A 22184-nucleotide genomic window follows, 5' to 3' on the forward strand; every position below is an offset into this window, starting at 1 on the left:
AGGTCAGCGGGGGAGCGGTCCCTCCCGGAGACGGTGGTCGACCGAGGGTCAGACCCACCGGCTGGGACCCGAACCCGTGCCGCCCGCCGCGTCTGCGGGCCCCAGCGCAGGGCGCTCGCCGACTGGTGGACGAGCCACCAACTGGTCGGCGTGAAAGCCCGGTTGGTCATGATCGGCGCGGCGCTGCGCGCGCTCACCGTCGGGTGCTGCCCGCTCCCGCTCCCTCCTACTGCCGCACCTGGCGCTGGACAGCGCCGTCGCGGACGAGCTCTCCACGGTGCACCCGGTCCTCGCGGAGGCGTTCGGTGGCGGTGACCGCCGATGAGTGCCGGCGGCACACACCCGGGTGACGGCGGGGCGGACCAAGCGGCCCTCCTGCTGACGACCAGTGAAGTGGCGAGCAACGCCTGCCCGCACGCGTAGGCCCGTACGGACCGCTGCTGTGGCCGGAGCGGCTCGGTGCTGCGGGTCGGAGTGGTCGATGCCGGCGTGTGGCCTCCCGCGCTGCGCGCTGGCTCGCTGTCCCGGCTGGGCGGGTACGCTCTGCGGGCGGTGGATCAGTTTGCGTGCAACGAGGGGGTCACCCGGGTCGCCCGTGAGGTCGGGGCCCATCGCCCTGCTCGCTGAACTCGACCACGGGACTCGGACGTTCGCCCTGGATGCCCTGCCCACCGTCCGTCCGATGCCTGCCGTCCGCCATCGCACCGTGCGTCGTGGCGGCCTGCGGCCCGGGCCGCCCTCCCGCTACTGCCGTTCCCGGTCTGACCCGGCCAGAAGCCGGGCAGCGATCCGGTGGCCCCGGTGCCGGGGTGGACACCTCGCCCCGTAACGCCCACGAAGGAGCCGGCCTGCACCCTTCACCTGCCCCGCCCATCCCCTCATCGGATCGGCGCGAGCCCCTACGTCCTCCCCAGGCCGAAGGTCGTTGTCACAGCCCTCTGAAACAATCCGGAAGGGCCATCAACAGGCCGGTAAGGCAAGCAAGTTGACGGTTTCACCGGATCGTGTGGCATGTGCGGCGACACGCCGACCACGCCCTGCCTGAGCCCCTACGGTGAGGACCTCCAGCGAGGCGGACCCCACCCGGCGTGCACCCGGGGAGCGGTCCGCCGCGCCCGCAGCCGTCCCACTCCACTGCCGACCTCCGCTCATGAGGAGACCTGCGTGCCGCCGTCCTCCGACACCATCGCCACCCGTGAACGGGCCGTCCGTCTGCCCGAAGCGGCCCTCCGCCGGATCGACGCCGACCGCACCCGGGCGGGCTGCGCACCTGCGGACTCGACCGCACCGCTCTCCGGTCGCCTCCCCGCTGTGCCCGCTCCTGCGCCCTGACCACCACCGCCACCACACGCCGCCTCCCGCACCCGGCAGCCGTCTGGAAGGACGACCCCGTGACCGACACCCCCTCTCCCGGCACCCCTTCTCCCGGCACCTTCGACTCCGCCCTGGTCCGTCCGGCCCGGCCCGAGGACGCCGAGGAACTGCTGCGCCTGCGCGCCGAGCTCCACTCCGGCCTCGCCACCCCCGAGCCCTGGCACGCCGCCTTCCCCGCCGCGATGCGCGAGCGCCTGGGCACCGACCCCGGCCTGCACGCCTTCGTCTCCGACACGGGTGAGGGACGGCTCGCCGCGTGCGCGATCGGCCTGGTCTACCGCGCCTACGAGGGCCCCCTCTACACCGGCGGTCTGTGGGGCCGGGTCCACTCCGTGATCACCGACCCGGCCCACCGCCGCCGAGGCCACGCCGAAGCCGTCACCCGCGCCCTCGTCACCGCCCTCCAAGGGGCCGGCTGCGCCTCGGTGGAGCTGAACGCCACCGACGACGGCCTGCCGCTGTACGAGAAGCTCGGCTTCACCCCCGCCGCCCACTACCTGACGCTGCGCCGGCCCCTGGACGGAGGTGCCGCGTGAAGGAGACCCGCGCCGAGGGGACCGACGCCCCCGACGAGCCCTCGCCCAGCGAGCAACTGCTGTTCGGCGGCCGGATGCGCTACGACCAGGGCTGGGCCCGCCACGAAGCCGCCGGGGTCCGGAGCGGCATCCTCGCGGTCGCCCGGCAGGTCCCCGGGATGCTGCGCCTGTCCTGGCGGCTCGCCGCCCGCGCGGACCGTCCCGCACTCGCCGTGGTGGTCGCCTCCGAGGTCGGCCGCGCGGTCGCCGCCGGTGTTGCGCTGATCGCCGTCAGCGCCGCCCTGGCGACCCTGTTCGGCGCCACCGGCGACACCGGGCAGACCCTGCGCGCCGTGCTGCCCGCCCTGCTGGCGGCCGGGGCCGCCACCGGCACCGGAGCCGTGCTGGCCGCCCTCTCCGCCTGGGCGGAGGAGCGGATGACCCCGCGGATCGAACGCACCGTCACCCTCACCCTGCTGGAGCGCGCCTCCCGGGTGGAGCTGGCCGCGCTGGAGGACGCCGACTTCAACCGCCTGCTGGAGAGCGCCCGCTTCGGGATCAACTCGGTGGGCCGGATGATCAGCGAGTCAGTGCGGATCCTCAGCACCGCCCTCTCGATGGTCGCCACCGGCGGCGTCCTGCTCACCCTCTCACCGCTGCTGCTGCCCCTGCTGGTGCTGATCGCAGCCCCCAGGGCCTGGGGTTCCGTCATCACCGCCCGTCGGCGCCGTCGCTCCGTCATGGCCTGGCTGCAGCACCTGCGTGCCTCCGCGCTGATCGCCCAGCTCCTCACCCAGACGCACACCGCCGCCGAGATCCGCGTCCACGCCGTCGGCGACTTCCTGCTGCGGCACTTCCGCCAGATGGCGCTGGCCTCCGAGGCCGAGCAGGCCCGCCTCGCCGCCGCCTCCGTCCGCACCGGCCTCGCCGCCGCCAGCGCCACCGGGCTCGCCTCGGTCGCTACCTTCGCCGCCCTCGGCTGGATGGTGGCCACCCACCACCTGACCCTCGCGGCGGCCGGCACCGTCGTAGTCGCGGTGCGGACCGGCGCCGCCAACATCGGCACCCTGCTCGGCAGCGTCAACAGCCTGTTCGAGGAAGCCCTGTACGTCGGCGACCTGCAGACCCTCGACACCGAGGCCGCCGCCCTCGCCATCCCGACGGGCGGCCACCGCCTACCCGAGCGCCCCGCCGCGATCCACGTCGAGGACGTCACCTTCACCTACGCCGGTCGCACCACCCCGTCGCTCGACAAGGCCACCCTGACCATCCCGGTGGGCAAGATCGTCGCGTTCGTCGGCGAGAACGGCGCGGGCAAGACCACCCTGGCCAAGCTGTTGGCCGGCCTCTACCTGCCCGACAGCGGCACCATCCGCTGGGACGACGTCGACACCGGCCCGGGCGCCGACCGGGACCAGCAGTTCGCCTCCACCGTCCTGCTGCCGCAGGACTTCTTCCGCTGGCCGCTCACCCTGCGGGCCATCGTCACCACCAGCCGCCCCGAACACCACGACGACGACCAAGTCCTGTCCGCCGCAGCCGAGTTCTCCGGACTCCAGAAGCTGATCGACCGCCAGCAGAAGGGCTGGGACACCCTCGCCGGCAAGGGCTTCGAGGGCGGCGTGGACTTCTCCGGCGGGCAGTGGCAGGGCATCGGCACCGCCCGGACCCACCTGCGCGCCACCACCGTCGGCCCCGACGGCCGGCCCCCCTTCCTGGTGATCGCGGACGAGCCGACCTCCGCCCTCGACCCGGCCGCCGAGGTACGGGCCTTCGACAACCTGCGCGAACTCGCCGATCTCGGCCAGACCGTGATCCTGGTGACCCACCGGCTCGCGGCGACGGCCACCGCCGACCTGATCTACGTCCTCCACGAGGGCCGGGTCGTCGAACACGGCAGCCACGCCGACCTGATGGCCGCCGAGCCGCCCACCCGCTACCGGACGAACTACCTGCTCCAGGCCTCCCAGTACGACCACGCTCCGATCCCCGACCAACGCGCCGCCGCCGACGCCCGAGCCGCCGACGGCATCCCGGGCAGCACGGTGAAGGGAGGCAGTCCGGTGTGACCTGCGCACCTCCGTCGGGGCCATGAGGCACCGGCGGTGCAGCCGGGATGCCCGGGTGGCGGAGCGAGGGCGGCCCGGACCGGCCGGACGCCCTTGCGCTTCGAGGCCCTGAGCCTTCTCGTGCTCACCTCATCTCCCCTCACCACCAAGCGAGTTGGGTGAACCCCCGATGACGGTTCGTCACCGGCGCGGTCGGCGGCTGCACCTGGCCCTCGCGGGTGCCCGCCGTTCATACGGACCGGTGGAGGCGGTGCTGCATCCGGCCCACCAGGCAATTCGATTTCCGATGCGCCGCCCGGTGCCGTACTGTTGGGTTCACCGACGCGGGGTGGAGCAGCTCGGTAGCTCGCTGGGCTCATAACCCAGAGGTCGCAGGTTCAAATCCTGTCCCCGCTACCACGACCGGGGCCGGCACACATCGTGTGCCGGCCCCGGTGTCATTCGGGCCCGGCCGAGTGCGGAACCGGTTGCCGCTGACACTGCATCCCAGCAGCGCTGCCCTCGGCGCAGCGGCCTACCCCGTCCTTCCCCACGATCACGCCACCCAGCTCTCCACCGCCGGCCGCGACGGCACCGTTCGCGCCTCCGGAAATCCGCCCCCGACCTTCGAGTTCACCGGTATCTCGGTGGGCATTCCGCGAAAGATCACCGGGCACAGTTCGCTGACGACCACTCAGCCATATCGGCACCCGGACCGCCGCTCGATCGAGCTCCCGGGTCAGCAGGCACGCAGTTCCCACTTCGCGGCCGACCGTACCGGGGCCGGATCGGTCGTTGGTCCCTAGCTGGTCCCCACGGAGCCTGGAGTACGCCGCCTACACATCGTCAGGTGATCAGCCGTCACGACACGAAGAAGCCCGCTGACCTGGATCTCTCCAGTTCAGCGGGCTTCCGACATCGCTGTCGGGACGACAGGATTTGAACCTGCGACCCCTTGACCCCCAGTCAAGTGCGCTACCAAGCTGCGCCACGTCCCGTGGTCCGAATGCCCCTGCCTCGCGACTTCGGCTCTCCGACCTCGTCCCCGGTCTCCCGGCGACGTGGAAAACAATACAGCACCGGGAGGGGTGCTCGCTGCCAGGTTTCCGGGGACGCCGGTGGTGGTGCCGCGCAGGTCAGGGGGTGGGGTGGCGGGCGTCGTAGCGGAGGAAGGCGGGGCGGCGGGCGGCGAGGAGGAGGACGGCGGCGATGCAGGCGAGGCCGCCGATGAGGAGGGCGGTGGTGGTGGAGGTGAGGGAGGCGGTGGTGCCGGCGAAGAAGTCCCCGAGGCGGGGGCCGCCGGCCACCACGACGATGAAGACGCCCTGGAGGCGGCCTCGCATGTCGTCGGGGGCGCCGACCTGGAGGATGGTGTTGCGGAAGATCATGCTGACCGAGTCGGCGCAGCCGGCCACGGCGAGTGCGATCAGGCCGAGCCAGAGGTGGGTGGTGAGGCCGAAGGCGGCGATGGCGAGGCCCCAGGCGGTGACGCCGGCCACGATGGCGGTGCCGTGGTGGTGGACCCGGGAGATCCAGCCGGAGAACAGGGCTCCGGCCAGGGCGCCGACGGCGGGGGCGGCGACCAGCAGGCCGACCGTGCCGGGCCCGCCGGCGTAGACCGAGACGGCGATGGCCGGGAAGAGGGCCCGGGGCGAGGCGAAGATCATCGCTATCAGGTCGGCGACGAAGCTGGTGCGCAGGTTGGGGCGGCTGCGCAGGAAGCGGAGGCCGTCGAGCACCGAGGCGCGCTTCCTGGCGGCTGACGCGCCGTCACCGGGCAGCATCGCGGGCAGCCGCCACATCGCGTAGAGGATGGCGCTGAAGGCGACGGTGTCGACCAGGTACGCGGACTGCACCCCGAAGGTGCTGATCAGCAGGCCGCCGATCATCGGGCCGACGGTGGTGCCGAGGTTCATGCTCATGCTGCCGAGGGCATTGGCGGCCGGGAGCTGGTGGGCCGGCACCAGGCGGGGGATCATCGCCGAGCGGGCGGGGGAGCTGAGCGCGAAGAAGCCGGCCTGCACCGCGACCATCGCGTAGAGCAGCGGGACGGAGCGCAGGTCGAGCAGGGCCTGGACGGCGAGCACGGCGGAGGTGAGGGCGAGGCCGGTCGAGCCGAGCAGGCCGAGCAGGCGGCGGTCCACGGTGTCGGCGATGGCCCCGCCGAAGAGCCCGAGGACGATCAGCGGGACGAGCGAGAAGAGGCCGACCAGCCCGGTCGCGAAGGTGGAGTGGGTGAGCTGGAACACCTGGACCGCGACCGCGACCGCCGTCATCTGCTGGCCGACGGCGGAGACCACCTGGCCGGTCCACACCCGCCGGTAGTCGGGGTGTTCGCGCAGCGGGCTGAGGTCGGCGAAGGCGAGCTTCCGCAGCCGCTGCCACCGTCCGCTCGGGGAAGGACTCGGGGGAGGAGCGGAGACCGACGGCGAGGCGGGCGAGGGAGCGCCCGGCGGATCGGAGGGTTCGTCAGGGGGCGGCGGCGCAGTCCGCAGCGCGGGCTGGGCAGGCTGCGGGGGCGGCGGAGCAGGCTGCGAGGCAGGGGAGGTGGGATGCGTGGTCACGCGCTTCATCCTCACCCACCCCGCAGCCCGTGAACGAACGGATTTCGCCGGTGTGACGAGGTCCGCCGCCGAGGCGGTCGGACTCGCCGCTACCTCGCCGTCACTTCGTCAGGACCTGCTTCTCGCCCGCCTCGACCACCAGCGGCAGCCGGTTCCCGGGCGGCGGGAACGGGCAGATGAAGTGGTCGGCGAAGGCGCACGGCGGCAGGTAGGCGCGGTTCAGGTCGAGCACGGTGCGGCCGTCCGCATCCGGTGCGGGCAGGGTGATGAAGCGGAAGCGGTAGCTCTCCCGGCCGCTGCCCGCGTCCGCGATCACGCCGCTGAGCTGGTCGCCGGCCCGGCTCACGGTGAGGGTGTGCTCCTCGCCGGCCAGCTGGAAGGCGATCTTCCCGGTGGTGGCGAGCGGGCGCTCCCGGCCGTCGGCGTTCTCCACCAGCACGGCCTCGTCCTGCTCGAACGGGGTGAAGACGGCCGGTACCGCCCAGTCCGGCGAGTACGGGAAGGCGGAGATCCCGGCGAACGAGCTGCGCCCCTTCGACTCCGGGTCGAAGACCCGAAGCGCCAGCTCGCCCTCGCGCTCGATCGGCACCAGCAGCACCTCGCCGAGCGTCAGCAGGTGGGCGCCGGGGGAGGTGTCGGGGGTCAGCCGCCGGGTGCCGTCCACCGGGCCGGCCCCGCTGTCCGCCGCCGAGCCCTGGACGACCAGGCCGTCGGCGGCCGACGCCTCGACGTGCACCGCCCCGTCCGCCGCCCACCAGCGGCCGGGCAGGCCGGGCAGCTCGGCCGGCTCGGGTTCCAGCCAGTGCGTGGCGGTCAGGGCGAGCGTGCCGTGCGGGGCACTGGCGGCGGCGGCGCGGCGCTCCGTCCAGGTCTGCCACTCCTCGGCGGCGGTGTCGGTCGTCATGTCGGCGTCCTCCTCGGGTCGCCGGTGCCCCGCCCGGTGTACGGGTGGGGCACCGGAGGTCTGTGCCGGTTCCGGGGGTGGCCGGAGTCCGGAGCTACGGTGTGTGTGCCCCCGGTCGAACGCGGCCCATGCCCGGCCTCTTCCACCTGTACACACTCGACACACAGCCGTCACAGAACGGCGGCCCCGGTCAGCCCTTGCGGCTGCTCAACGGGCGGAACAGGCCCTCCTGCATCACCGAGACCACCAACTGCCCGTTCCGGTCGAAGATCTGACCCCGTGCCAGCCCACGAGCACCGTGCGCGATCGGGGACTCCTGCTGGTAGAGCAGCCACTCGTCGGCGCGGAACGGCCGGTGGAACCACATCGCGTGGTCCAGCGAGGCCATGTCGAAGTTCCGCACGCCCCAGAGCGGCTCGACCGGTGCCCGGACGGCGTCCAGCAGGGTCATGTCGCTGGCGTAGGTGAGCGCGCAGACGTGGATCAGCGGGTCGTCCGGCAGCGCACCGTTGGTCTTCAGCCAGACGCCGCTGCGCGGCTCGACCCCGACGAGCTCCTCCTTGCTCCAGCGCAGCCGGTCCACGTAGCGGATGTCGAAGGGCTGGCGGCGGCTGATGAACGGCGGCAGCTCGCCGAGCTTCTGCCCGACCTCGTCCAGCGCGCTCGGCACCTCCTCCGGGCCGGGCACGACCGGCATCGCCTCCTGGTGCTCGATCCCGCCCTCCTCCGGGACGTGGAAGTCGGCGGTCAGGGCGAAGATGCTGCGGCCCTGCTGGATGCCGAGCACCCGGCGGGTGGTGAACGAGCGGCCGTCCCGGATCCGGTCCACCTGGTAGACGATCGGCACGCCGGGCACCCCGGGGCGCAGGAAGTAGGCGTGCAGCGAGTGCACGGGGCGGTCGCCGTCCACCGTGCGCCCCGCCGCCACCAAGGCCTGGCCCGCCACCTGGCCGCCGAAGGTCCGCTGCAGGGCCTCCTCCGGGCTGCGCCCCCGGAATATGTTGAGCTCGATCTGCTCCAGGTCGAGCAGGTCCACCAGCTGGTCGACGGGGGTGCCCATGGGTCACCAGTCCTCTCTCGCCCGGCCCGCTCGGTAGGAACGCCGGACCGGTGCTCCGTTCGTTCTACCGAGAAGTCTGCACACCGACCCGGCATTCCCGCCCTCCCGGTGTCGGACGGCGCCCGGGGAGCGGGCACCGCCCCCGGACGGCGGTCGGGTCACCGGCGCACGACCGTCGCCCGCACGGGTGGTCCCGGCCCGGTCGGACGGCGGCTGAGCGGGAGACGGGGCGTGGGCGGGGCTCAGGCGTCCAGGCGGCGGTACTCCTCCCGGTCCGCCGAGTAGGTGAAGAGCTCGGCGTACCGGCCCCAGTCGGTGGCGGTGGTCAGCTGACGGTCGGTCTGCTCGCCCGTGTAGTGGTGGGCGAGCAGGTCGCGGAAGAAGCCGGCCCGCAGGGTGCCGTCCGCGGACTGGCACAGACTCGCGCTGATGAGCCGGATCAGCGGGACGGTCCGGGCGGCGGTGGCGAAGAGCAGCTTGGAGTCCTGGACGGAGGCGGCCGCGAAGTCGCGGCCGTGTTCGGTGAGGCGCAGCTCGTCGCCGTCGAGCGCCGCGAAGCCGAGCAGCTCCAGGGCGTCGACCAGCGGCAGCAGGTCGTCCGCCTCCAGGCCGAGGTCGTCGGCGAGGTCGGCCAGGTCGCGTCGGCCGCCCGCGTGGGCGATCAGTTCGGCGAGGCCGGAGAGGCCGTCCACCCCGGCGGCCGGGAGGGGGGTGTTGGCGGTGGTGCGCGGGGCCGGCACCGCGGGGGCCGGGGCGGCGTCCCGGCCGGTCAGGGTCCGGTAGACCTGGTCGACCAGGGACTGGAAGGCGGCACCGGAGCGGTCGCGCGAGCGGCCGGGGCCGAGCAGCTCGCCGGGTGCGAAGACGGCGCGGACGGTGCCGTAGGGGCGGGAGCCGAGCACCACGATCCGGTCGGCCATCAGGACGGCCTCCTCGATGTTGTGGGTGACCAGCACCATCGCCCGGGTCGGGAAGGTGCCGGAGGCCCAGAGCTCCATCAGCTCGCCGCGCAGGTTCTCGGCGGTCAGCACGTCCAGCGCGGAGAACGGCTCGTCCATCATCAGCACGTCCGGCTCGACCACCAACGCCCGTGCGAAGCCGACGCGTTGGCGCATGCCGCCGGACAGCTCCTTGGGGTAGGCGGACTCGAAGCCGTCCAGGCCGACCAGGTCGATCGCCCGCCGGGCCGCCTCGGTCCGCTCGGCGGGGGCCACGCCCCGCGCCTCCAGGCCGAGTTCGACGTTCTGCCGCACCGTCAGCCAGGGCAGCAGGGCGAAGGTCTGGAACACCATCGCCGTCCCGGGGTTGGCACCATTCAGCGGGGTGCCCCGGTAGTGGACGCTGCCGGAGCTGGGGGCGGTCAGGCCGGCCAGGCAGCGCAGCAGGGTGGACTTGCCGGACCCGGAGCGGCCCAGCAGGGCGACCACCTCACCGGCCCGGATCTCCAGGTCGATGCCGCCGAGCACCGGCAGCTCGCCGTCGGTGCCGGGGTAGGTCTTGGTCAACTCGACGGTCTCCAGCAGGAGTTCACCGTCGATGGCGGGAGCGGTCGGGGTGGTGGGGCGGCGCGGGCGCAGCAGGTTCAGGTTCACGGGAAGCTCCAGGGGAGGATCAGAGGGCGTAGCGGGTCCGGGCCAGCCGCTGGAGCGGCTGCCAGACCACGCGGTTGAGCACGATCACGTACAGGCTCATCACGGCGACGCCGGCCAGCAGGCGCGGGAAGTCCCCGGCCGAGGTGGCCTGGGCGATGTACGCGCCGAGGCCGGTGGCGGTGAGGGTGGTGGCGCCGAAGGTGACCACCTCGGAGACGATCGAGGCGTTCCAGGCGCCCCCGGAGGCGGTGATGCCGCCGGTGACGTAGGACGGGAAGACGGCCGGGAGGATCAACCGCCGCCAGCGGCGCGGCCCGTGGACACCGAGGTCGTCCATCGCCTCGCGCAGGTCGGCGGGCAGCGCCATCGCCCCGGCGATGGTGTTGAACAGGATGTACCACTGCGCGCCGAGGGCCATCAGCAGCACGCCGCCGAGGTCCAGTGACAGGCCGGTCCGCAGGAAGAACCAGACCGCCAGCGGGAAGAGGAAGTTGGCGGGGAACGAGGCCAGGACCTGGACCACCGGCTGGGCGATCCGGGTGAGCTTCGGCGAGCTGCCGATCCACACGCCGACCGGCACCCAGACCACGGTGGCGGCCAGCACCAGCACCACCACCCGGACCAGGGTGGCCAGTCCGAGCAGCAGCGGCTCGCCGAGCGCGCCCAGGCCGATGCCGGTGTGCAGGTAGCGGCCGAGGTCGTACAGGCCCCAGACGATCAGGGCGCCGGTCACCACCGCGAAGGCCGCGTCCCCGGCCCGGCGGCGTCCGGGGGCCACCCGCAGCGGCCGGTCGTCGATGCCGAAGACCCGCCCGGCCCGGGATGCGGACTGGGCCACGGGGCGCAGCCAACGGGCCAGCAGGCCAGGCCAGTTGGAGCGTCGCAGCAGCTCCAGCACGGCCGAGCGCTGGGGCTCCCCGGCGCCGGACTGCTCGTACTTGAAGCGCTCCGCCCACGCGGTGAGCGGGCGCCAGAAGAGGAAGTTGACCCCGATCACCATCACGGCCATCGCCAGCACCGCCCAGCCGACCTTGCCCAGGTCGCCGTCGGCGATGGCCTGCCCGGCGTAGGAGCCGACGCCGGGCAGGGCGTACTCCTGGCCGCCGATGGCGATCATCTCGGAGGCGACCAGGAAGAACCACCCGCCACCGAAGCTCATCATGCCGTTCCAGACCAGGTCGATCGTCCCGGACGGCAGCTCCACCTTCCAGAACCGCATCCACCGGGTGAAGCCGAACGACCTTGACAGCTCGTCGAGTTCACGGGGCAGCGAGGTCAGCGAGCGGTGGAAGGCGAAGGTCATGTTCCACGCCTGCGAGGTGAAGACGGCGAACACGGCCGCGCACTCCGGCCCGAGCATCGAGCCGGGGAAGAGCGCCAGGAAGCCCGTCACGGCCACGGTCAGGAAGCCGAGCACCGGCACCGACTGGAGGATGTCCAGGGCCGGGATCAGCACCTTGCCGAGCCGGCGGCTGCGCGCGGCGGCGTAGGCGAAGACGAAGGTGAAGAGCACGGCGGCGGCCAGCGCGGCGAACATCCGCAGCAGGCTGCGCGCCGCGTAGTAGGGCAGCTGCGACGGATCGGTGTCGATGCCGAGCTGCTCGCCCGGGGTGAACGAGACGGTGGTGCCGTGGCCCACGCGCAGGGCGGCGTAGAACAGCAGCAGCACACCGGCGGCCACCGTGACGTCGGTCAGGGAGAAGCGGCGGCGGGCAGGCGGATTCGGGGTGCGGAACGACATGGCGGTACGACCTCCACCCGTACCGGGGCACGCGTCGGCGGGCACCCGGAAGGAGGCCCGGGTGCGGGCGGAGTGCGCTGGTGCGGGGAGCTACGGGGAACGATCAGCTGGCAGCGGGGAGGAAGCCGGGACTGGGCGGTTCGGTACGCATGGCTTGCCTCCCCTCGGGATCGTTCGTGTGCACGGCACGGCGTGGAGCCCGTGCCGGAGGTCCCTTCGAGTCTGCCCCGAGGGCGGGCGAATGGGCAAATGGCTTGTCCGCCCGGGCGCGCCGCCTCCGTCCGGGCGCGCCGCCTCCGCCCGGGCGTGCCGCCTCCATCCGGGCGTGCCGCCGCCGTCCGGGCGTGGCGCCTCGGCCCGGGCGTGCCGCCGCCGGCACCCGTAGGAGGGGGCAGTGGCGTCAGTGCTGCCGGGTGGAGCCGAGCGCCCGGGAGACCCGCAGGGCGGCGGCGGCCACCGCCGGGCCGAGCACCCGGACCCGGGCGGCGGTCACCCGGGAGGTGAGGCCGGAGACCGAGAGTGCCCCGGCCACGGTGTCGGTGTGGTCGAAGACCGGGGCGGCCACGCAGCGCACCTCGGGCTCGTTCTCCCGGTCGTCCACCGCGTAGCCCCGGGCCCGGATACGGGCCAACTCGGCCCGCAGCGTGGCGGGTTCGGTCAGGGTGCGGGTGGTGCTGGGCGGCAGGCCGGCCGCCACCACGGCGGCGAAGGCGTCCTCCGGCAGCCAGGCGAGCATGGCCTTGCCGACGGCGGTGCGGTACATCGGGGCCCGGCTGCCGATCCGGGAGGCCATCCGGACGGCGGTCTCGTTCTCCACCTTGTCGATGTAGACCACGTGCGGCGGGTCCGGCACGCACAGGTGCACGGTGCCGCCGACCTCGTGCATCAGCCGGTGCGCCTGCTCGGCCGCCACCGTCCGCAGGTCCAGCCCGGAGAGGTAGGACTGGCCCAGCATCAGGGCGCCCGGTCCGAGCCGGAAGTGGCCGGACTCCCGCTCCCGGCTGAGGAGTTGGGAGTCCAGCAGCGGCTCGGCCAGCCGCAGCACGGTGCTCTTGGAGAGGCCGAGCGCCTCCGCCACCGCGGTCAGGGAGAGTCCGGTGGAGCCGCCCGCGTGGTCCCGGACGTACTCCAGCACCGCGAGTGCCCGGCGCAGCGAGGCGGACTGGTTCCGCTGCGTGACCTCCACCGGCCCTCCTCAGGTGCCCCAAGAAATCCCCATGAACGGCCCATGAACGGACCGTCGGATTCAACGGACCGTACGCCAAGGACCCCGGGCGTACCAGTTACGCGGCACACAGTTTTGCACTGCACAACATTCGCCGGGGCGTCTTGCTGTCGCCCCGGGCGGCTTCCTACCGTCACCGCTCACTGCCCTACCACCGCTCTACCACCTCCCGAGGGGGTTCCGTGAAGCTGTCCCGTCTCGTCCTGTTCGCCGCTGCCGGTGCCGTGTTGGCCGCCTGCGCTCCGGGCACCGCCTCCAGCACCAAGTCGGCCGACCAGCAGACCGGCACCCTCAAGGTCTGGCTCTACGACGAGGCCAACCGGGCCCCGAAGGAGAAGGTGGTCGCCGCCGCCGTGGCCGACTTCAAGGCCGCCCACCCCGGGTCGGACGTGGAGGTGTCCTACATCCCGACCGACGCCGGACCGCGCGCCGAGAAGATGAAGGGCGCCTTCAACGACCCGGCCAGCGCGCCGGACGTGGTCGAGTTCGGCAACACCGACCTGTTCGGCTACGTGGCGGCGGGCGGCCTGGCCGACCTGACCTCCGAGCTGGCCGGCTGGTCCGAGGGCGGCGACCTCCCCGCCGACCTGCGCGACACCGCCGTGGTGGACGGCAAGACCTACGGCCTGCCCTGGTGGCTCGGCGTCCGTGCGCTCTACTACCGCACCGACGTGTTCACCGAGCTGGGCCTGAAGGCTCCCACCAGCTACGCCGAACTCGTCGACGCCGCCACGAAGGTGAGGGCCGCCAAGCCTGATCTGCTGGGCATCGCGGTCGGCGGCAAGTACACCTTCGGCGCCCTGCCGTTCGTCTGGGCGGGCGGCGGTGACCTGGCCGCCAAGCAGGGGGCCAAGTACGCGGCCGCGGTGAACTCCGACGCCTCGAAGGCCGGGGTGAAGGCGTACACCGACCTGTTCACCGACGCCATCTGTCCGGCCCAGCGCTGCGCCGACCTGACCGGCGGCAAGACGGTGGAGGCGTTCGCCTCCGGCACCGCCGGCATGGCGATCCTGCCCAACTCCTCGCGCAGCGCGGTGGACGCGGGTGCGGCCAAGGGCAAGTACGCGGTGGTCCCGCTGCCCGGCCAGGCGGCCGGCTCGATCGCCCCGGCGTTCTCCGGCGGCAACGACCTCGGGGTGCTGAAGTCCACTCAGCACCGCACCCTGGCGGCCGACTTCCTGAAGACCCTGGGCGGCAAGAAGCACCAGCTCGCGCTGTTCGACGCGATGGGCACGCTGCCGACCCTGACCACCGCGCGGGCCGAGGTGGTGGCCAAGGAGCCGTGGCTCAAGCCGTTCACCGACACCATCACCGCGGGCACCAAGTTCGTGCCCAAGGACCAGGCGTGGGCGAAGATCGACGCCCAGGCGGTGGTGCCGAACCTGCTGCAGAAGGTGATCACCGGCAAGGCGGACGTGAACGCCGCCACCGCCGAGGCCGCCGTCGCGATGAACGCCGCCTTCGATGGCAAGTGACACCCTGACCGTCGCGCAGCCGGCCGAGGCACCGGCGCCGGCGCCGACTCCGGCCAGGCGCAAGCGGGTTCTGACCCCGATCTGGCTGCTGCTGCCCGCCGCCGTGGTGCTGGTGCCGCTGTTCGGGTACCCGCTCTACCAGCTCGGCCTGCTCTCGGTGCTGGACTTCGGCCAGCCGCAGGCCAGCGGCGGAGTGCCGGCCGCGTTCGTCGGGCTGGCCAACTACACGGAGCTGCTGGGCAAGTCGCAGTTCTGGGAGGTGCTGGCACAGACCCTGGTGTTCGCGGGCGGCTGCGTGGTGGCCACCCTGGCGGTCGGCGGTGCGCTGGCCGTGCTGCTGACCAGGGTCGGCCGGCGCTCCAAGCTGTTCCTGATGTTCGCCGCGCTCGGCGCCTGGGCCGCCCCGGCGATGACCGGCTCGACCGTCTGGCTCTTCCTGCTGGACACCAACTCCGGTCTGGTGAACGACATCCTGGGGATGGCCGGGCACAACTGGATGTACGACAAGTGGCCCGCCTTCGCGGTGGTCGGCGCCGTCGTGGTCTGGCACTCGTTCCCGTTCGTGATGATCACCCTGTACGCGGGCATCCAGGCCATCCCGGATTCGGTGCTGGAGGCGGCCCGGCTGGACGGTGCCTCCACCTTCACCACCGCCCGGCTGGTGATGCTGCCGATGCTCCGGCCGCTGCTGGTGATCGTGGTGATCCAGTCGGTGATCTGGGACTTCAAGGTCTTCACCCAGATCTACGTGATGACCAGCGGCGGCGGCATCGCCGGCCAGAACCTGGTGCTGAACGTCTACGCCTACCAGGAGGCCTTCGCGGCCTCCGACTACAGCCTGGGTGCGGCGATCGGCGTCCTGATGACGCTGATCCTGCTGGCGATCACCGCGCTCTACATCCGCGCCCTGCGGCGCTCCGGGGAGGAACTGTGACCACGCGGGCCACGCGGAAGGGCAACCGCCGGATCGCCAACTCCCTTGCGGTGCTGGCCGGTCTGGTCACCGTCTTCCCGCTGTACTGGATGGTGCTGTCCGCCCTCAAGCCGGACGGCGAGCTGACCTCGGCGCACCCCCGGCCGTGGACCTGGGCGCCGACCTTGGACAACTTCCGGGACGCGCTCGGGGTGAGCGGCTTCGGCCGGTACTTCCTGAACAGCCTGCTGGTGGCCGTGGTCGTGGTGGTGCTGTCGGCCGGGGTGGCCTTCCTGGCGGCGGTGGCGCTGAGCCGGTTCAAGTTCCGGTTCCGCACCACCGTGCTGGTGATGTTCCTGGTGGCGCAGATGGTGCCGATCGAGGCGCTGACCATCCCGCTGTTCTTCCTGATCCGTGATCTCGGCACGGTGGCACCGGGGTTGGGCCTGTCCACGCTCGGCTCGCTGATGCTGGTGAACCTGGCCTTCTCGCTGCCGTTCGCGGTCTGGATGCTGCGCGGCTTCGTGGCGGCGGTGCCGGAGTCGCTGGAGGAGGCCGCCCGGCTGGACGGCGCGAGCCGGTTCACCATCCTGTGGCGGATCCTCTTCCCGCTGGTGGCACCGGGGTTGGCGGCCACCTCGGTGTTCTCCTTCATCATGGCCTGGAACGACTTCGTGTTCGCCCGGACGCTGATCCTGGACACCGACCACCAGACCCTGCCGGCCGCGCTGATGGTGTTCTTCAAGCCGGACGAGAACGACTGGGGCGGCATCATGGCGGCCTCCACCCTGATGACCCTGCCGGTGCTGGCCTTCTTCGTGCTGGTGCAGCGCCACCTGGTCTCCGGGCTCGGAGGTGCGGTCAAGGACTGAGCCGCCGTCAGCTCACCCCGCGCGGGCGGTACTGGATCGAGATCCGGGGTCCGACCGGCCGGGCGGTCTTGGGCACCGCGTGGTCCCAGGTCCGCTGGCAGGAGCCGCCCATCACCAGCAGGTCCCCGTGGCCCAGCAGGTGCCGCACCGTCGGCCCGCCGCCCCCGGCGGGCCGCAGCAGCAGGGCGCGCGGCTCGCCGACCGAGACGATGGCCACCATCGTGTCGGCGAGCCGCCCGCGCCCGATCCGGTCGCCGTGCCAGGCGACGCTGTCCTCGCCGCTCCGGTAGAGGCAGAGCCCGGCCGAGACGAACTCCTCGCCGAGCTCCTCCCGGTAGTGCGCGTTCAGCCCGTCCCGCATCTGCTCCAGGGCCGGAACGGGCAGTGCCTCCCCGGCGCCGTAGTGCGCCAGCAGCCGGGGCACCGCGACCACCCGTTCGTACATCTCGCGCCGCTCGGCCCGCCAGGGCACCTCGGCCGCCAGCCGTTCGAACACCGCGTCCGCCCCGCGCAGCCAGCCCGGCAGCACGTCCACCCAGGCGCCGTGCGCCAGCTCGGTGCGGCGGAGGCCGTCGAGCGGGCCGGGTGACGGGGGCTCGGTGCCCAGCAGGGACGCTTGGAAGTGCATGCGCCCAGCGTACGCCCTGATTCGAAAAGCTGTTCTATTCCGTACGGCCCCGGCGCGAGACCACGGCAAGCAGGACCCCGGCGGCCAGCAGCGGCACCGCGACGATGGCCGCCAGCAGCATCGGCTCGGACAGTCCGGTCCACGGCAGCCCGCCCCCGGCGGACGGCCCGGGCGGCGGGACGGGAGCCGGTGTGCCGCTCGGCGCGGGGTCGGAGGAGGGGGCGGCCGACGGGCCGGGCGAGGTGTCGGGCGACGGAGTGGGTGACGGAGTGGGCGGGCTGCTCGGCGACGGGCTGGGCGAGGCGCCCGGCGCGGTCAGCTCGTTGCCGACGGCGAGCGTCGCGGCCTGACCGTCCGTCAGCTCGAACGGAGTCCCCAGGGCCACGGCCCGGTCCGCCGCGCCCGTCACCTTGAGCACCGCCGAGGCCGTCACCCCGATCCCGCTCGCCGCGCCGCTCTCCGGCTCGGTCACCGTGCACCGGGTGGCGGCGGTGAAGGTGTGCCGGGGCAGCGCGCCCGTCGTCTCGCCGGGGGCCACGGTCAGCTCGTCGGCGGTGCCGTCCTCGCAGCTCAGCGCCAGCCGGGCGGCGGACGGCCGGAGCGCGGTGTCCCCGGTGGTGGTCTTGCTGACGTCCAGCGTGGCGTACGGCACGAAGCGGTTGGTGAAGCGGCAGACCGGGGTTGGGGCCGCCGTGGTCAGCGCAAGCTCCACGGTGCCGGCGGCCAGGTCGACGGCGCTCGCGCCCGCACCGCAGTCGGCCCCGGCCAGCACCCAGCGGCCGGTGGCGCTCGGAGCGGGCAGCAGCTCCTGCACGGTGTAGGAGTGCGTCGGGCCGACCCGCAGGGCGGTGGCCACCGGGCCGGTGGTGCTGCCGGTCGGGTGGGCGGCAGCGGGCTCGCCGGGGGCGGTGGTGGTCGCCTCGGCGGTCACCGTGCGGTCGCCGGGCCCGGCCTGACGGTCGCTCGGGTGCGGCGTGACGGCGAAGGCGAAGGTGCCGGTGCCGCCCTCGGAGACCTTCTCGATCGCGATCGCGCCGCCGGGCCGGAAGTGGTTGGTGAGCAGGCAGCTGGTGCCACCGGGCGAGGCGATGTCGCGTTCGGCGGTCCAGGTCCCGTTCGGCGCGTCGGGGGTCGGCGGCAGCGTGGTGACGGGCAGTGCGGTGCCGTCGCAGGCGGCGTCCGGGGTCTGCCAGCTGCCGGTGGCGTCGGGCGCCGGGATCCGCTCGCGCAGGGTGTAGCGGCCGGGTGCGGCACCGGCGGCGGAGGCCACCTCGACCGGTACGTCCTCCTGAGCGGTCGTCACCGGGGGGATGGCGATCGGCGGTGAGCCGGGCGGGGTGTCGAGCCGGATGTCGAAGGTGCCGGTGCTGCCGGTGCTCTGCTTCTGGAGCAGGGCCTGCCCGGCGTCCCGGGTGTTGGTGTAGGTGCAGGTGACGTTGTCCCCGGCGGTCAGCCGGATGCTGGTGGTGGCGGCCGAGTCGACCGTCACCCGGCTGGTGCCCTGGCCGCCCTGGGCGTCGCGGATGGTGCAGGACGGCGGGCCGGGCGGCTGCCAGCCGGGGGTGACGCGTTCCTGGAAGGTCCACGGGGCGTCGCCGTCCCGGGTCTCGCCCCGGACGAAGGTGACCGAGCCGGGCTTGCCGGTGTCGGCGGTGAGCGGGAAGTCGTTGACGCCGTCGCCGTTCGAGTCGGCGTAGGAGACGTTCCCCTCGAACCGGAAGCTGCCGGGCCCGTTGGAGCCGGGGGCGAGCTGCTTGACCACGGTGATGGTCCCGGCGCCGGGCGGCGGGGTGACGGCGTAGTAGTAGCAGAACACGTGCCGGGCCCCGGCCGGGAAGGTGACGTACTCGACGTTGTCGCCGTTGATCGCGTCCTGCGAGCAGCGCAGCGCGGCGAAGCCGTACTGGTCCTGCAGCCCGTTCAGCGGCCGGGACGGTGAGCCGCCCTGGACGATCAGGCGGTTCTGCACGGCGGCGGCGGTCTCGGCCTGGTTCAGCTGGACGGTGACGGCGCCGGCCAGGGTGCGGCCGGTCGGGCGGCCCTGGGAGTCCAGCTCGGGGGTCTCGTCCTGGGTGTCGAGGCCGTCCCGGATGAAGCCCCGGACGGTGCTCAACTGGAGGGTGGCGGCGGTCTTCCCGGTGAAGCCGGTGCCGGTGGAGAAGCCCCAGCCGGGCAGTGGCCGGCAGGGCGGCAGCGGGGTGCCGCCGGCCTCCTTCGCGGCCGAGACCGCCTCGGTGCGCGCGTAGTCGGAGTCCGGGCCGAGGTCGCGCAGCGACTCCTGCACGTTGTTCCGGGCCTTGTTGGCCATCACCTGGTCGTAGCGGTCGCAGGCCCGCGCGGCGAACGTGACCGAGAGCGGGGCCGGCGCGCCCGCCCGCACCGCCCCGCTCCCGGTCGCCGCACCCGTGCCCGCCCCCGGCAGCACGGCCCACAGGGCGAGGAACCCTGCTGCCGCCGTGCGGGTAACCGTCTGACCTGCCACCCGCACGAGACCTCCCGAGGACGTACCGGGCGTGAGCCAATCACGCCCGGGGAAGGAAGACGGGGCGGCGCACCGTAAACGGACGAATCAGGACGAAAAGGGTGATGGGTGCACGGGTCTGATGCTCCGTCCGAGGGCGGACTAGTGTGACGGGATGAGCCAGAAGAGCGTGGAGTTGCGGCCGGTGCGGGAGAGCGACCTGCCGGTGCTGGAGCGGTTCTCGACCGAGCCCGAGACGGTCGGCGAGTACCAGTGGCAGGGCTGGGAGGACCCCGGCCGCTGGCGCCGCCAGTGGCAGGAGAACGGCATGCTCGGCCCGAAGAGCGGCCTGCTGATGATCCAGGGCGACGGCGAGCCGGCCGGCTTCGTCTCCTGGCGCGAGGTGGTCTGCTGGCGCGGCTCGTTCTGCTGGAACACCGGGATCTCGCTGATCCCCGAGACCCGGGGCCGGGGCTACGGGGCCCCGGCCATGCGGCAGTTGGTCCGCTACCTGTTCGCCAACACCCAGATGGTGCGGATCGAGGCCGCCACCGAGGTGGCCAACGTCCCCGCACAGCGGGTGCTGGAGCGGGCCGGCTTCAGCCGGGAAGGCGTGCTGCGCAGCGTCGCCTTCCGCAGCGGTCAGTGGTGGGACGGCATCGGGTACAGCGTGCTGCGCGGTGACGAGGGCTGGCAGTCCGACACCTACTGACCCGTCGGACGCCCGACGGCCACCGGACGGCGGGCCGGCCGGTGCGCGGGCTCGGCCGGGCACGGGGCCTTCCACTCCGCAGGTTCGCCACCGGCCGGGGCCGGGCGGCGCCGGGCTCGTCGGTGTACCGGGCCCGCCCGGCTGGAGGATCGCCGGGCCGGGCGGCGGATTCGGCTGCGGCGCGAGGTGCCTGCGCAGGCACGGGCCGTGGGCCGGGCGGGCCTCCGGGCTCGGCAAGGCTCCGGGCTCGTCGAGCTGCGGGCTCGGCGGAGTCGCCGACCGGGCCGGACGGCGGACGGCGGTCCCGGCAGCGCTGGTCTCCCGATGGGCGGTACCGAACCGGGCGGGCTCGGCGGCCGGAGGCCACCGCCGCTCCGCCGCCGGGTACGCGCCCGCCGCCCCGGACCGTGGCGCCGCGTCCCGCCGCTCATGCCGGGCCTCCCCTCAGGGCCGTGGCGGCGGATCCGAGCTGAGCCGGGTGGCCAGCGCGTCCCGGAGGGCGGTGAGCCGGGCGATCTCGGCGTCCAGCAGGGCGAGCCGCCGGTCGACCACGGTGGCGGCGGGGGAGGCGGGCCGGGCCCGGCTGCAACGGACCGGCTGCTCCACCGCGAGCAGGTGCAGCTTGTCCGCGCAGGCCCGGACGTCCGCCACCGTCAGGCCGAGCGCGAGCAGTTCGCGGATCGCCCGGATGCGCGCCAACTCCTCCGCTCCGTACTCCCGTTGGCCGGACGCGCTGCGCTGCGGGGTCAACAGCCCGCGCTGCTCGTAGAAGCGCAGCGCGCGCGGCGTGGTCCCGCCGACCGCCGCCGCGTCGCCGATCCGCATCCGGTCCGCCGTCCGACCGGCCATCCGTACCCCCTCGGTCAGATCCCCACCAGGACGGCCCCCAGGTGGTGACCGTCGATCAACTCCCGCAACGCTCCGGGGGCCCGTTCGATGCCCGGCAGCACCACGTGCGGGAAGGTGATCTCCCCGGCGCGCAGCCAGCCGCCGAACCGCTCGGTCCACTCGGCCGCCACCTCGGGGTGGTCGAGGCCCCGGTAGCCACGGACCGAGACGCCCTGCACCACCAGCCGGAAGCTGTCCAGCGTCACCGGCGCGCTGCCGCCGGCCCGGTCCGCCGCCAGCTGCCCGGACACCGCGCCGACCAGGGCGAACCGTGCCCCCGGACGGGCCAGCCGCACCGCCGCCGCGAGTTGCTCGCCCCCGACGGTGTCGAGCAGGACGTCGATCCCGTCCGGCGCCGCCTTCGCCAACCGCTCGGCGAAGTCCTCGCCACCTCGCAACAGCACGGTGTCATAGCCGAGTTCGGCGGTCAGCCGGTCCGCCTTGGCGGCCGTGGAGGTGGTGCCGATCACCCGGCCGGCGCCGAGCAGCCGGGCGATCCGGCCGGCCAGCGAGCCGACCCCGCCGGCCGCCCCGGTCACCAGGACGGTGTCCCCGGGCCGGACCTCGGCCAGCCTGGTGAGTGCGCCGTAGGCGGACTCACCGGAGGAGAGCTGGGCCACCGGCTCCGGCAGGGCCGGGTCGAGCGGTGCGCAGTCGGCCGCGTCCAGCACGGCGTGCTCACGCCAGCCGGCCAGGTGCGAGACCAGATCCCCGGGCCGCAGCGGGCCGCCCTCCGGGGCGGCCAGCACCTCCCCGACGGCCGGGCCGTACAGCGCGTCCCCGGGGGTCAGCCGGGGGAGCGGGACGCCCGCCGTCTCGCCGCCGATCAGCGTCCGCAGCCCGGGGAAGACCAGGAAGTACCGGTTCCGGAGCAGGACTTGACCGGGGCCGGGCGCGGGGAGCGCCGTCTCGGCGACGGCGAAGTGCCGGGCCTCGGGCAGCCCCTCGGGCGTGCTCAGCAGGCGGACCTCACGGGTGACGGTGGGCAGGACGGGGCTCATCGGCGCGCTCCAGGAGTTCGGGAGCCGCGACGGTAAACCCTGACGCGTGGGTCAGAGGCAAGGCACCCCGCCTTCGCCCCTGCCCCCACGCCCCGTCCGCGCCCCACGCCGCGCCCCCGGCGTCCGCCCTGGCCCCCGGCGTCCGCCCCGCGCCCCGGAGTCCCCGGAGCCGTCTGGCATCCGGACGCCCGGGGCGCGCACCGGCCACCGG

16 protein-coding genes and 2 tRNA genes are annotated in these 22184 nt (G+C 73.7%); 7 read left to right on the forward strand and 11 right to left on the reverse strand.

The window, feature by feature from the left end:
- Window positions 1-1391 precede the first annotated feature (1391 nt).
- The 3 genes from ACIRBX_RS14455 (at window position 1392) to ACIRBX_RS14465 (ending at window position 4357) form a co-directional block, all read left to right on the forward strand.
- Window positions 1392-1910 carry a GNAT family N-acetyltransferase gene (locus ACIRBX_RS14455; RefSeq protein ID WP_402296571.1) on the forward strand — a complete coding sequence of 173 codons (519 nt, stop codon included), beginning with the start codon at window positions 1392-1394 and terminating at the stop codon, window positions 1908-1910.
- On the forward strand, window positions 1907-3958 hold the full coding sequence (locus tag ACIRBX_RS14460) for an ATP-binding cassette domain-containing protein (RefSeq protein ID WP_402296572.1): 2052 nt from the start codon (window positions 1907-1909) through the stop codon (window positions 3956-3958). Before ACIRBX_RS14455 ends, ACIRBX_RS14460 begins: the two co-directional genes overlap by 4 nt.
- A 322-nt stretch (window positions 3959-4280) precedes the next feature.
- Window positions 4281-4357: transfer RNA gene (locus ACIRBX_RS14465), tRNA-Met, on the forward strand.
- 504 nt (window positions 4358-4861) lie between these two features.
- Here the strand turns inward: ACIRBX_RS14465 and ACIRBX_RS14470 are convergent.
- From ACIRBX_RS14470 to ACIRBX_RS14500, 7 genes are all read right to left on the reverse strand, one after another.
- Window positions 4862-4935, reverse strand: a tRNA-Pro gene (locus ACIRBX_RS14470).
- Window positions 4936-5073: 138 nt separating this feature from the next.
- Window positions 5074-6432: an MFS transporter gene (locus tag ACIRBX_RS14475; protein ID WP_402297603.1), complete on the reverse strand. Its 1359-nt coding sequence runs from the start codon at window positions 6430-6432 to the stop codon at window positions 5074-5076.
- A gap of 169 nt (window positions 6433-6601) precedes the next feature.
- A complete protein-coding gene (locus ACIRBX_RS14480; RefSeq protein WP_402296574.1) occupies window positions 6602-7405 on the reverse strand; it encodes a DUF1684 domain-containing protein in 804 nt (267 codons plus the stop codon).
- Between the two features lie 190 nt (window positions 7406-7595).
- Window positions 7596-8465 (reverse strand): acyl-CoA thioesterase, encoded by an 870-nt coding sequence (locus ACIRBX_RS14485; protein WP_402296575.1) that lies wholly within the window; start codon window positions 8463-8465, stop codon window positions 7596-7598.
- A gap of 242 nt (window positions 8466-8707) precedes the next feature.
- Window positions 8708-10057 (reverse strand): nitrate/sulfonate/bicarbonate ABC transporter ATP-binding protein, encoded by a 1350-nt coding sequence (locus ACIRBX_RS14490; protein WP_402296577.1) that lies wholly within the window; start codon window positions 10055-10057, stop codon window positions 8708-8710.
- Window positions 10058-10076: 19 nt separating this feature from the next.
- On the reverse strand, window positions 10077-11798 hold the full coding sequence (locus tag ACIRBX_RS14495) for an ABC transporter permease (protein ID WP_402296579.1): 1722 nt from the start codon (window positions 11796-11798) through the stop codon (window positions 10077-10079).
- A 400-nt stretch (window positions 11799-12198) separates the two neighbouring features.
- On the reverse strand, window positions 12199-12984 hold the full coding sequence (locus ACIRBX_RS14500) for an IclR family transcriptional regulator (protein WP_402296581.1): 786 nt from the start codon (window positions 12982-12984) through the stop codon (window positions 12199-12201).
- Between the two features lie 221 nt (window positions 12985-13205).
- On the opposite strand from ACIRBX_RS14500, the gene ACIRBX_RS14505 reads away from it, so the two are divergent.
- The 3 genes from ACIRBX_RS14505 to ACIRBX_RS14515 are packed head-to-tail and all read left to right on the forward strand — an operon-like array spanning window position 13206 to window position 16283.
- Window positions 13206-14498: an extracellular solute-binding protein gene (locus ACIRBX_RS14505; protein ID WP_402296583.1), complete on the forward strand. Its 1293-nt coding sequence runs from the start codon at window positions 13206-13208 to the stop codon at window positions 14496-14498.
- Window positions 14488-15432: a carbohydrate ABC transporter permease gene (locus ACIRBX_RS14510; RefSeq protein WP_402296585.1), complete on the forward strand. Its 945-nt coding sequence runs from the start codon at window positions 14488-14490 to the stop codon at window positions 15430-15432. The genes ACIRBX_RS14505 and ACIRBX_RS14510 overlap by 11 nt, the downstream gene beginning before the upstream one ends.
- On the forward strand, window positions 15429-16283 hold the full coding sequence (locus tag ACIRBX_RS14515) for a carbohydrate ABC transporter permease (protein ID WP_402296587.1): 855 nt from the start codon (window positions 15429-15431) through the stop codon (window positions 16281-16283). Before ACIRBX_RS14510 ends, ACIRBX_RS14515 begins: the two co-directional genes overlap by 4 nt.
- Window positions 16284-16290: 7 nt before the next feature.
- On the opposite strand, the gene ACIRBX_RS14520 is transcribed toward ACIRBX_RS14515, so the two are convergent.
- Both ACIRBX_RS14520 and ACIRBX_RS14525 read right to left on the reverse strand, forming a co-directional pair.
- A complete protein-coding gene (locus ACIRBX_RS14520; RefSeq protein WP_402296588.1) occupies window positions 16291-16911 on the reverse strand; it encodes an alpha-ketoglutarate-dependent dioxygenase AlkB in 621 nt (206 codons plus the stop codon).
- Window positions 16912-16945: 34 nt separating this feature from the next.
- Complete coding sequence (locus ACIRBX_RS14525; protein WP_402296590.1) at window positions 16946-19393, reverse strand: hypothetical protein; 2448 nt, start codon at window positions 19391-19393, stop codon at window positions 16946-16948.
- Between the two features lie 154 nt (window positions 19394-19547).
- On the opposite strand from ACIRBX_RS14525, the gene ACIRBX_RS14530 reads away from it, so the two are divergent.
- Window positions 19548-20084, forward strand: coding sequence for a GNAT family N-acetyltransferase (locus ACIRBX_RS14530; RefSeq protein WP_402296592.1), 537 nt, complete (start codon window positions 19548-19550; stop codon window positions 20082-20084).
- Window positions 20085-20528: 444 nt separating this feature from the next.
- Here the strand turns inward: ACIRBX_RS14530 and ACIRBX_RS14535 are convergent, their stop codons facing one another.
- The gene (locus tag ACIRBX_RS14535) at window positions 20529-20909 is read right to left on the reverse strand and encodes a MerR family transcriptional regulator (RefSeq protein WP_402297605.1); all 381 of its coding nucleotides are present in this window, start codon (window positions 20907-20909) and stop codon (window positions 20529-20531) included.
- 38 nt (window positions 20910-20947) lie between these two features.
- Window positions 20948-21973 (reverse strand): MDR family NADP-dependent oxidoreductase, encoded by a 1026-nt coding sequence (locus ACIRBX_RS14540; RefSeq protein ID WP_402296594.1) that lies wholly within the window; start codon window positions 21971-21973, stop codon window positions 20948-20950.
- Window positions 21974-22184: the final 211 nt, after the last annotated feature.

The sequence above is a fragment of the Kitasatospora sp. NPDC096147 genome (assembly GCF_044763225.1).
In the GTDB taxonomy this organism is placed as follows: domain Bacteria; phylum Actinomycetota; class Actinomycetes; order Streptomycetales; family Streptomycetaceae; genus Kitasatospora.

Excerpts from the sequence above, each read along its gene's own strand:
- ACIRBX_RS14480 (WP_402296574.1), bottom strand. The coding sequence starts at position 7,405 with ATGACGACCGACACCGCCGCCGAGGAGTGGCAGACCTGGACGGAGCGC.
- ACIRBX_RS14485 (WP_402296575.1), bottom strand. The coding sequence starts at position 8,465 with ATGGGCACCCCCGTCGACCAGCTGGTGGACCTGCTCGACCTGGAGCAG.
- ACIRBX_RS14495 (WP_402296579.1), bottom strand. The coding sequence starts at position 11,798 with ATGTCGTTCCGCACCCCGAATCCGCCTGCCCGCCGCCGCTTCTCCCTG.
- ACIRBX_RS14510 (WP_402296585.1), top strand. The coding sequence starts at position 14,488 with ATGGCAAGTGACACCCTGACCGTCGCGCAGCCGGCCGAGGCACCGGCG.
- ACIRBX_RS14520 (WP_402296588.1), bottom strand. The coding sequence starts at position 16,911 with ATGCACTTCCAAGCGTCCCTGCTGGGCACCGAGCCCCCGTCACCCGGC.
- ACIRBX_RS14530 (WP_402296592.1), top strand. The coding sequence starts at position 19,548 with ATGAGCCAGAAGAGCGTGGAGTTGCGGCCGGTGCGGGAGAGCGACCTG.
- ACIRBX_RS14535 (WP_402297605.1), bottom strand. The coding sequence starts at position 20,909 with ATGCGGATCGGCGACGCGGCGGCGGTCGGCGGGACCACGCCGCGCGCG.
- ACIRBX_RS14540 (WP_402296594.1), bottom strand. The coding sequence starts at position 21,973 with ATGAGCCCCGTCCTGCCCACCGTCACCCGTGAGGTCCGCCTGCTGAGC.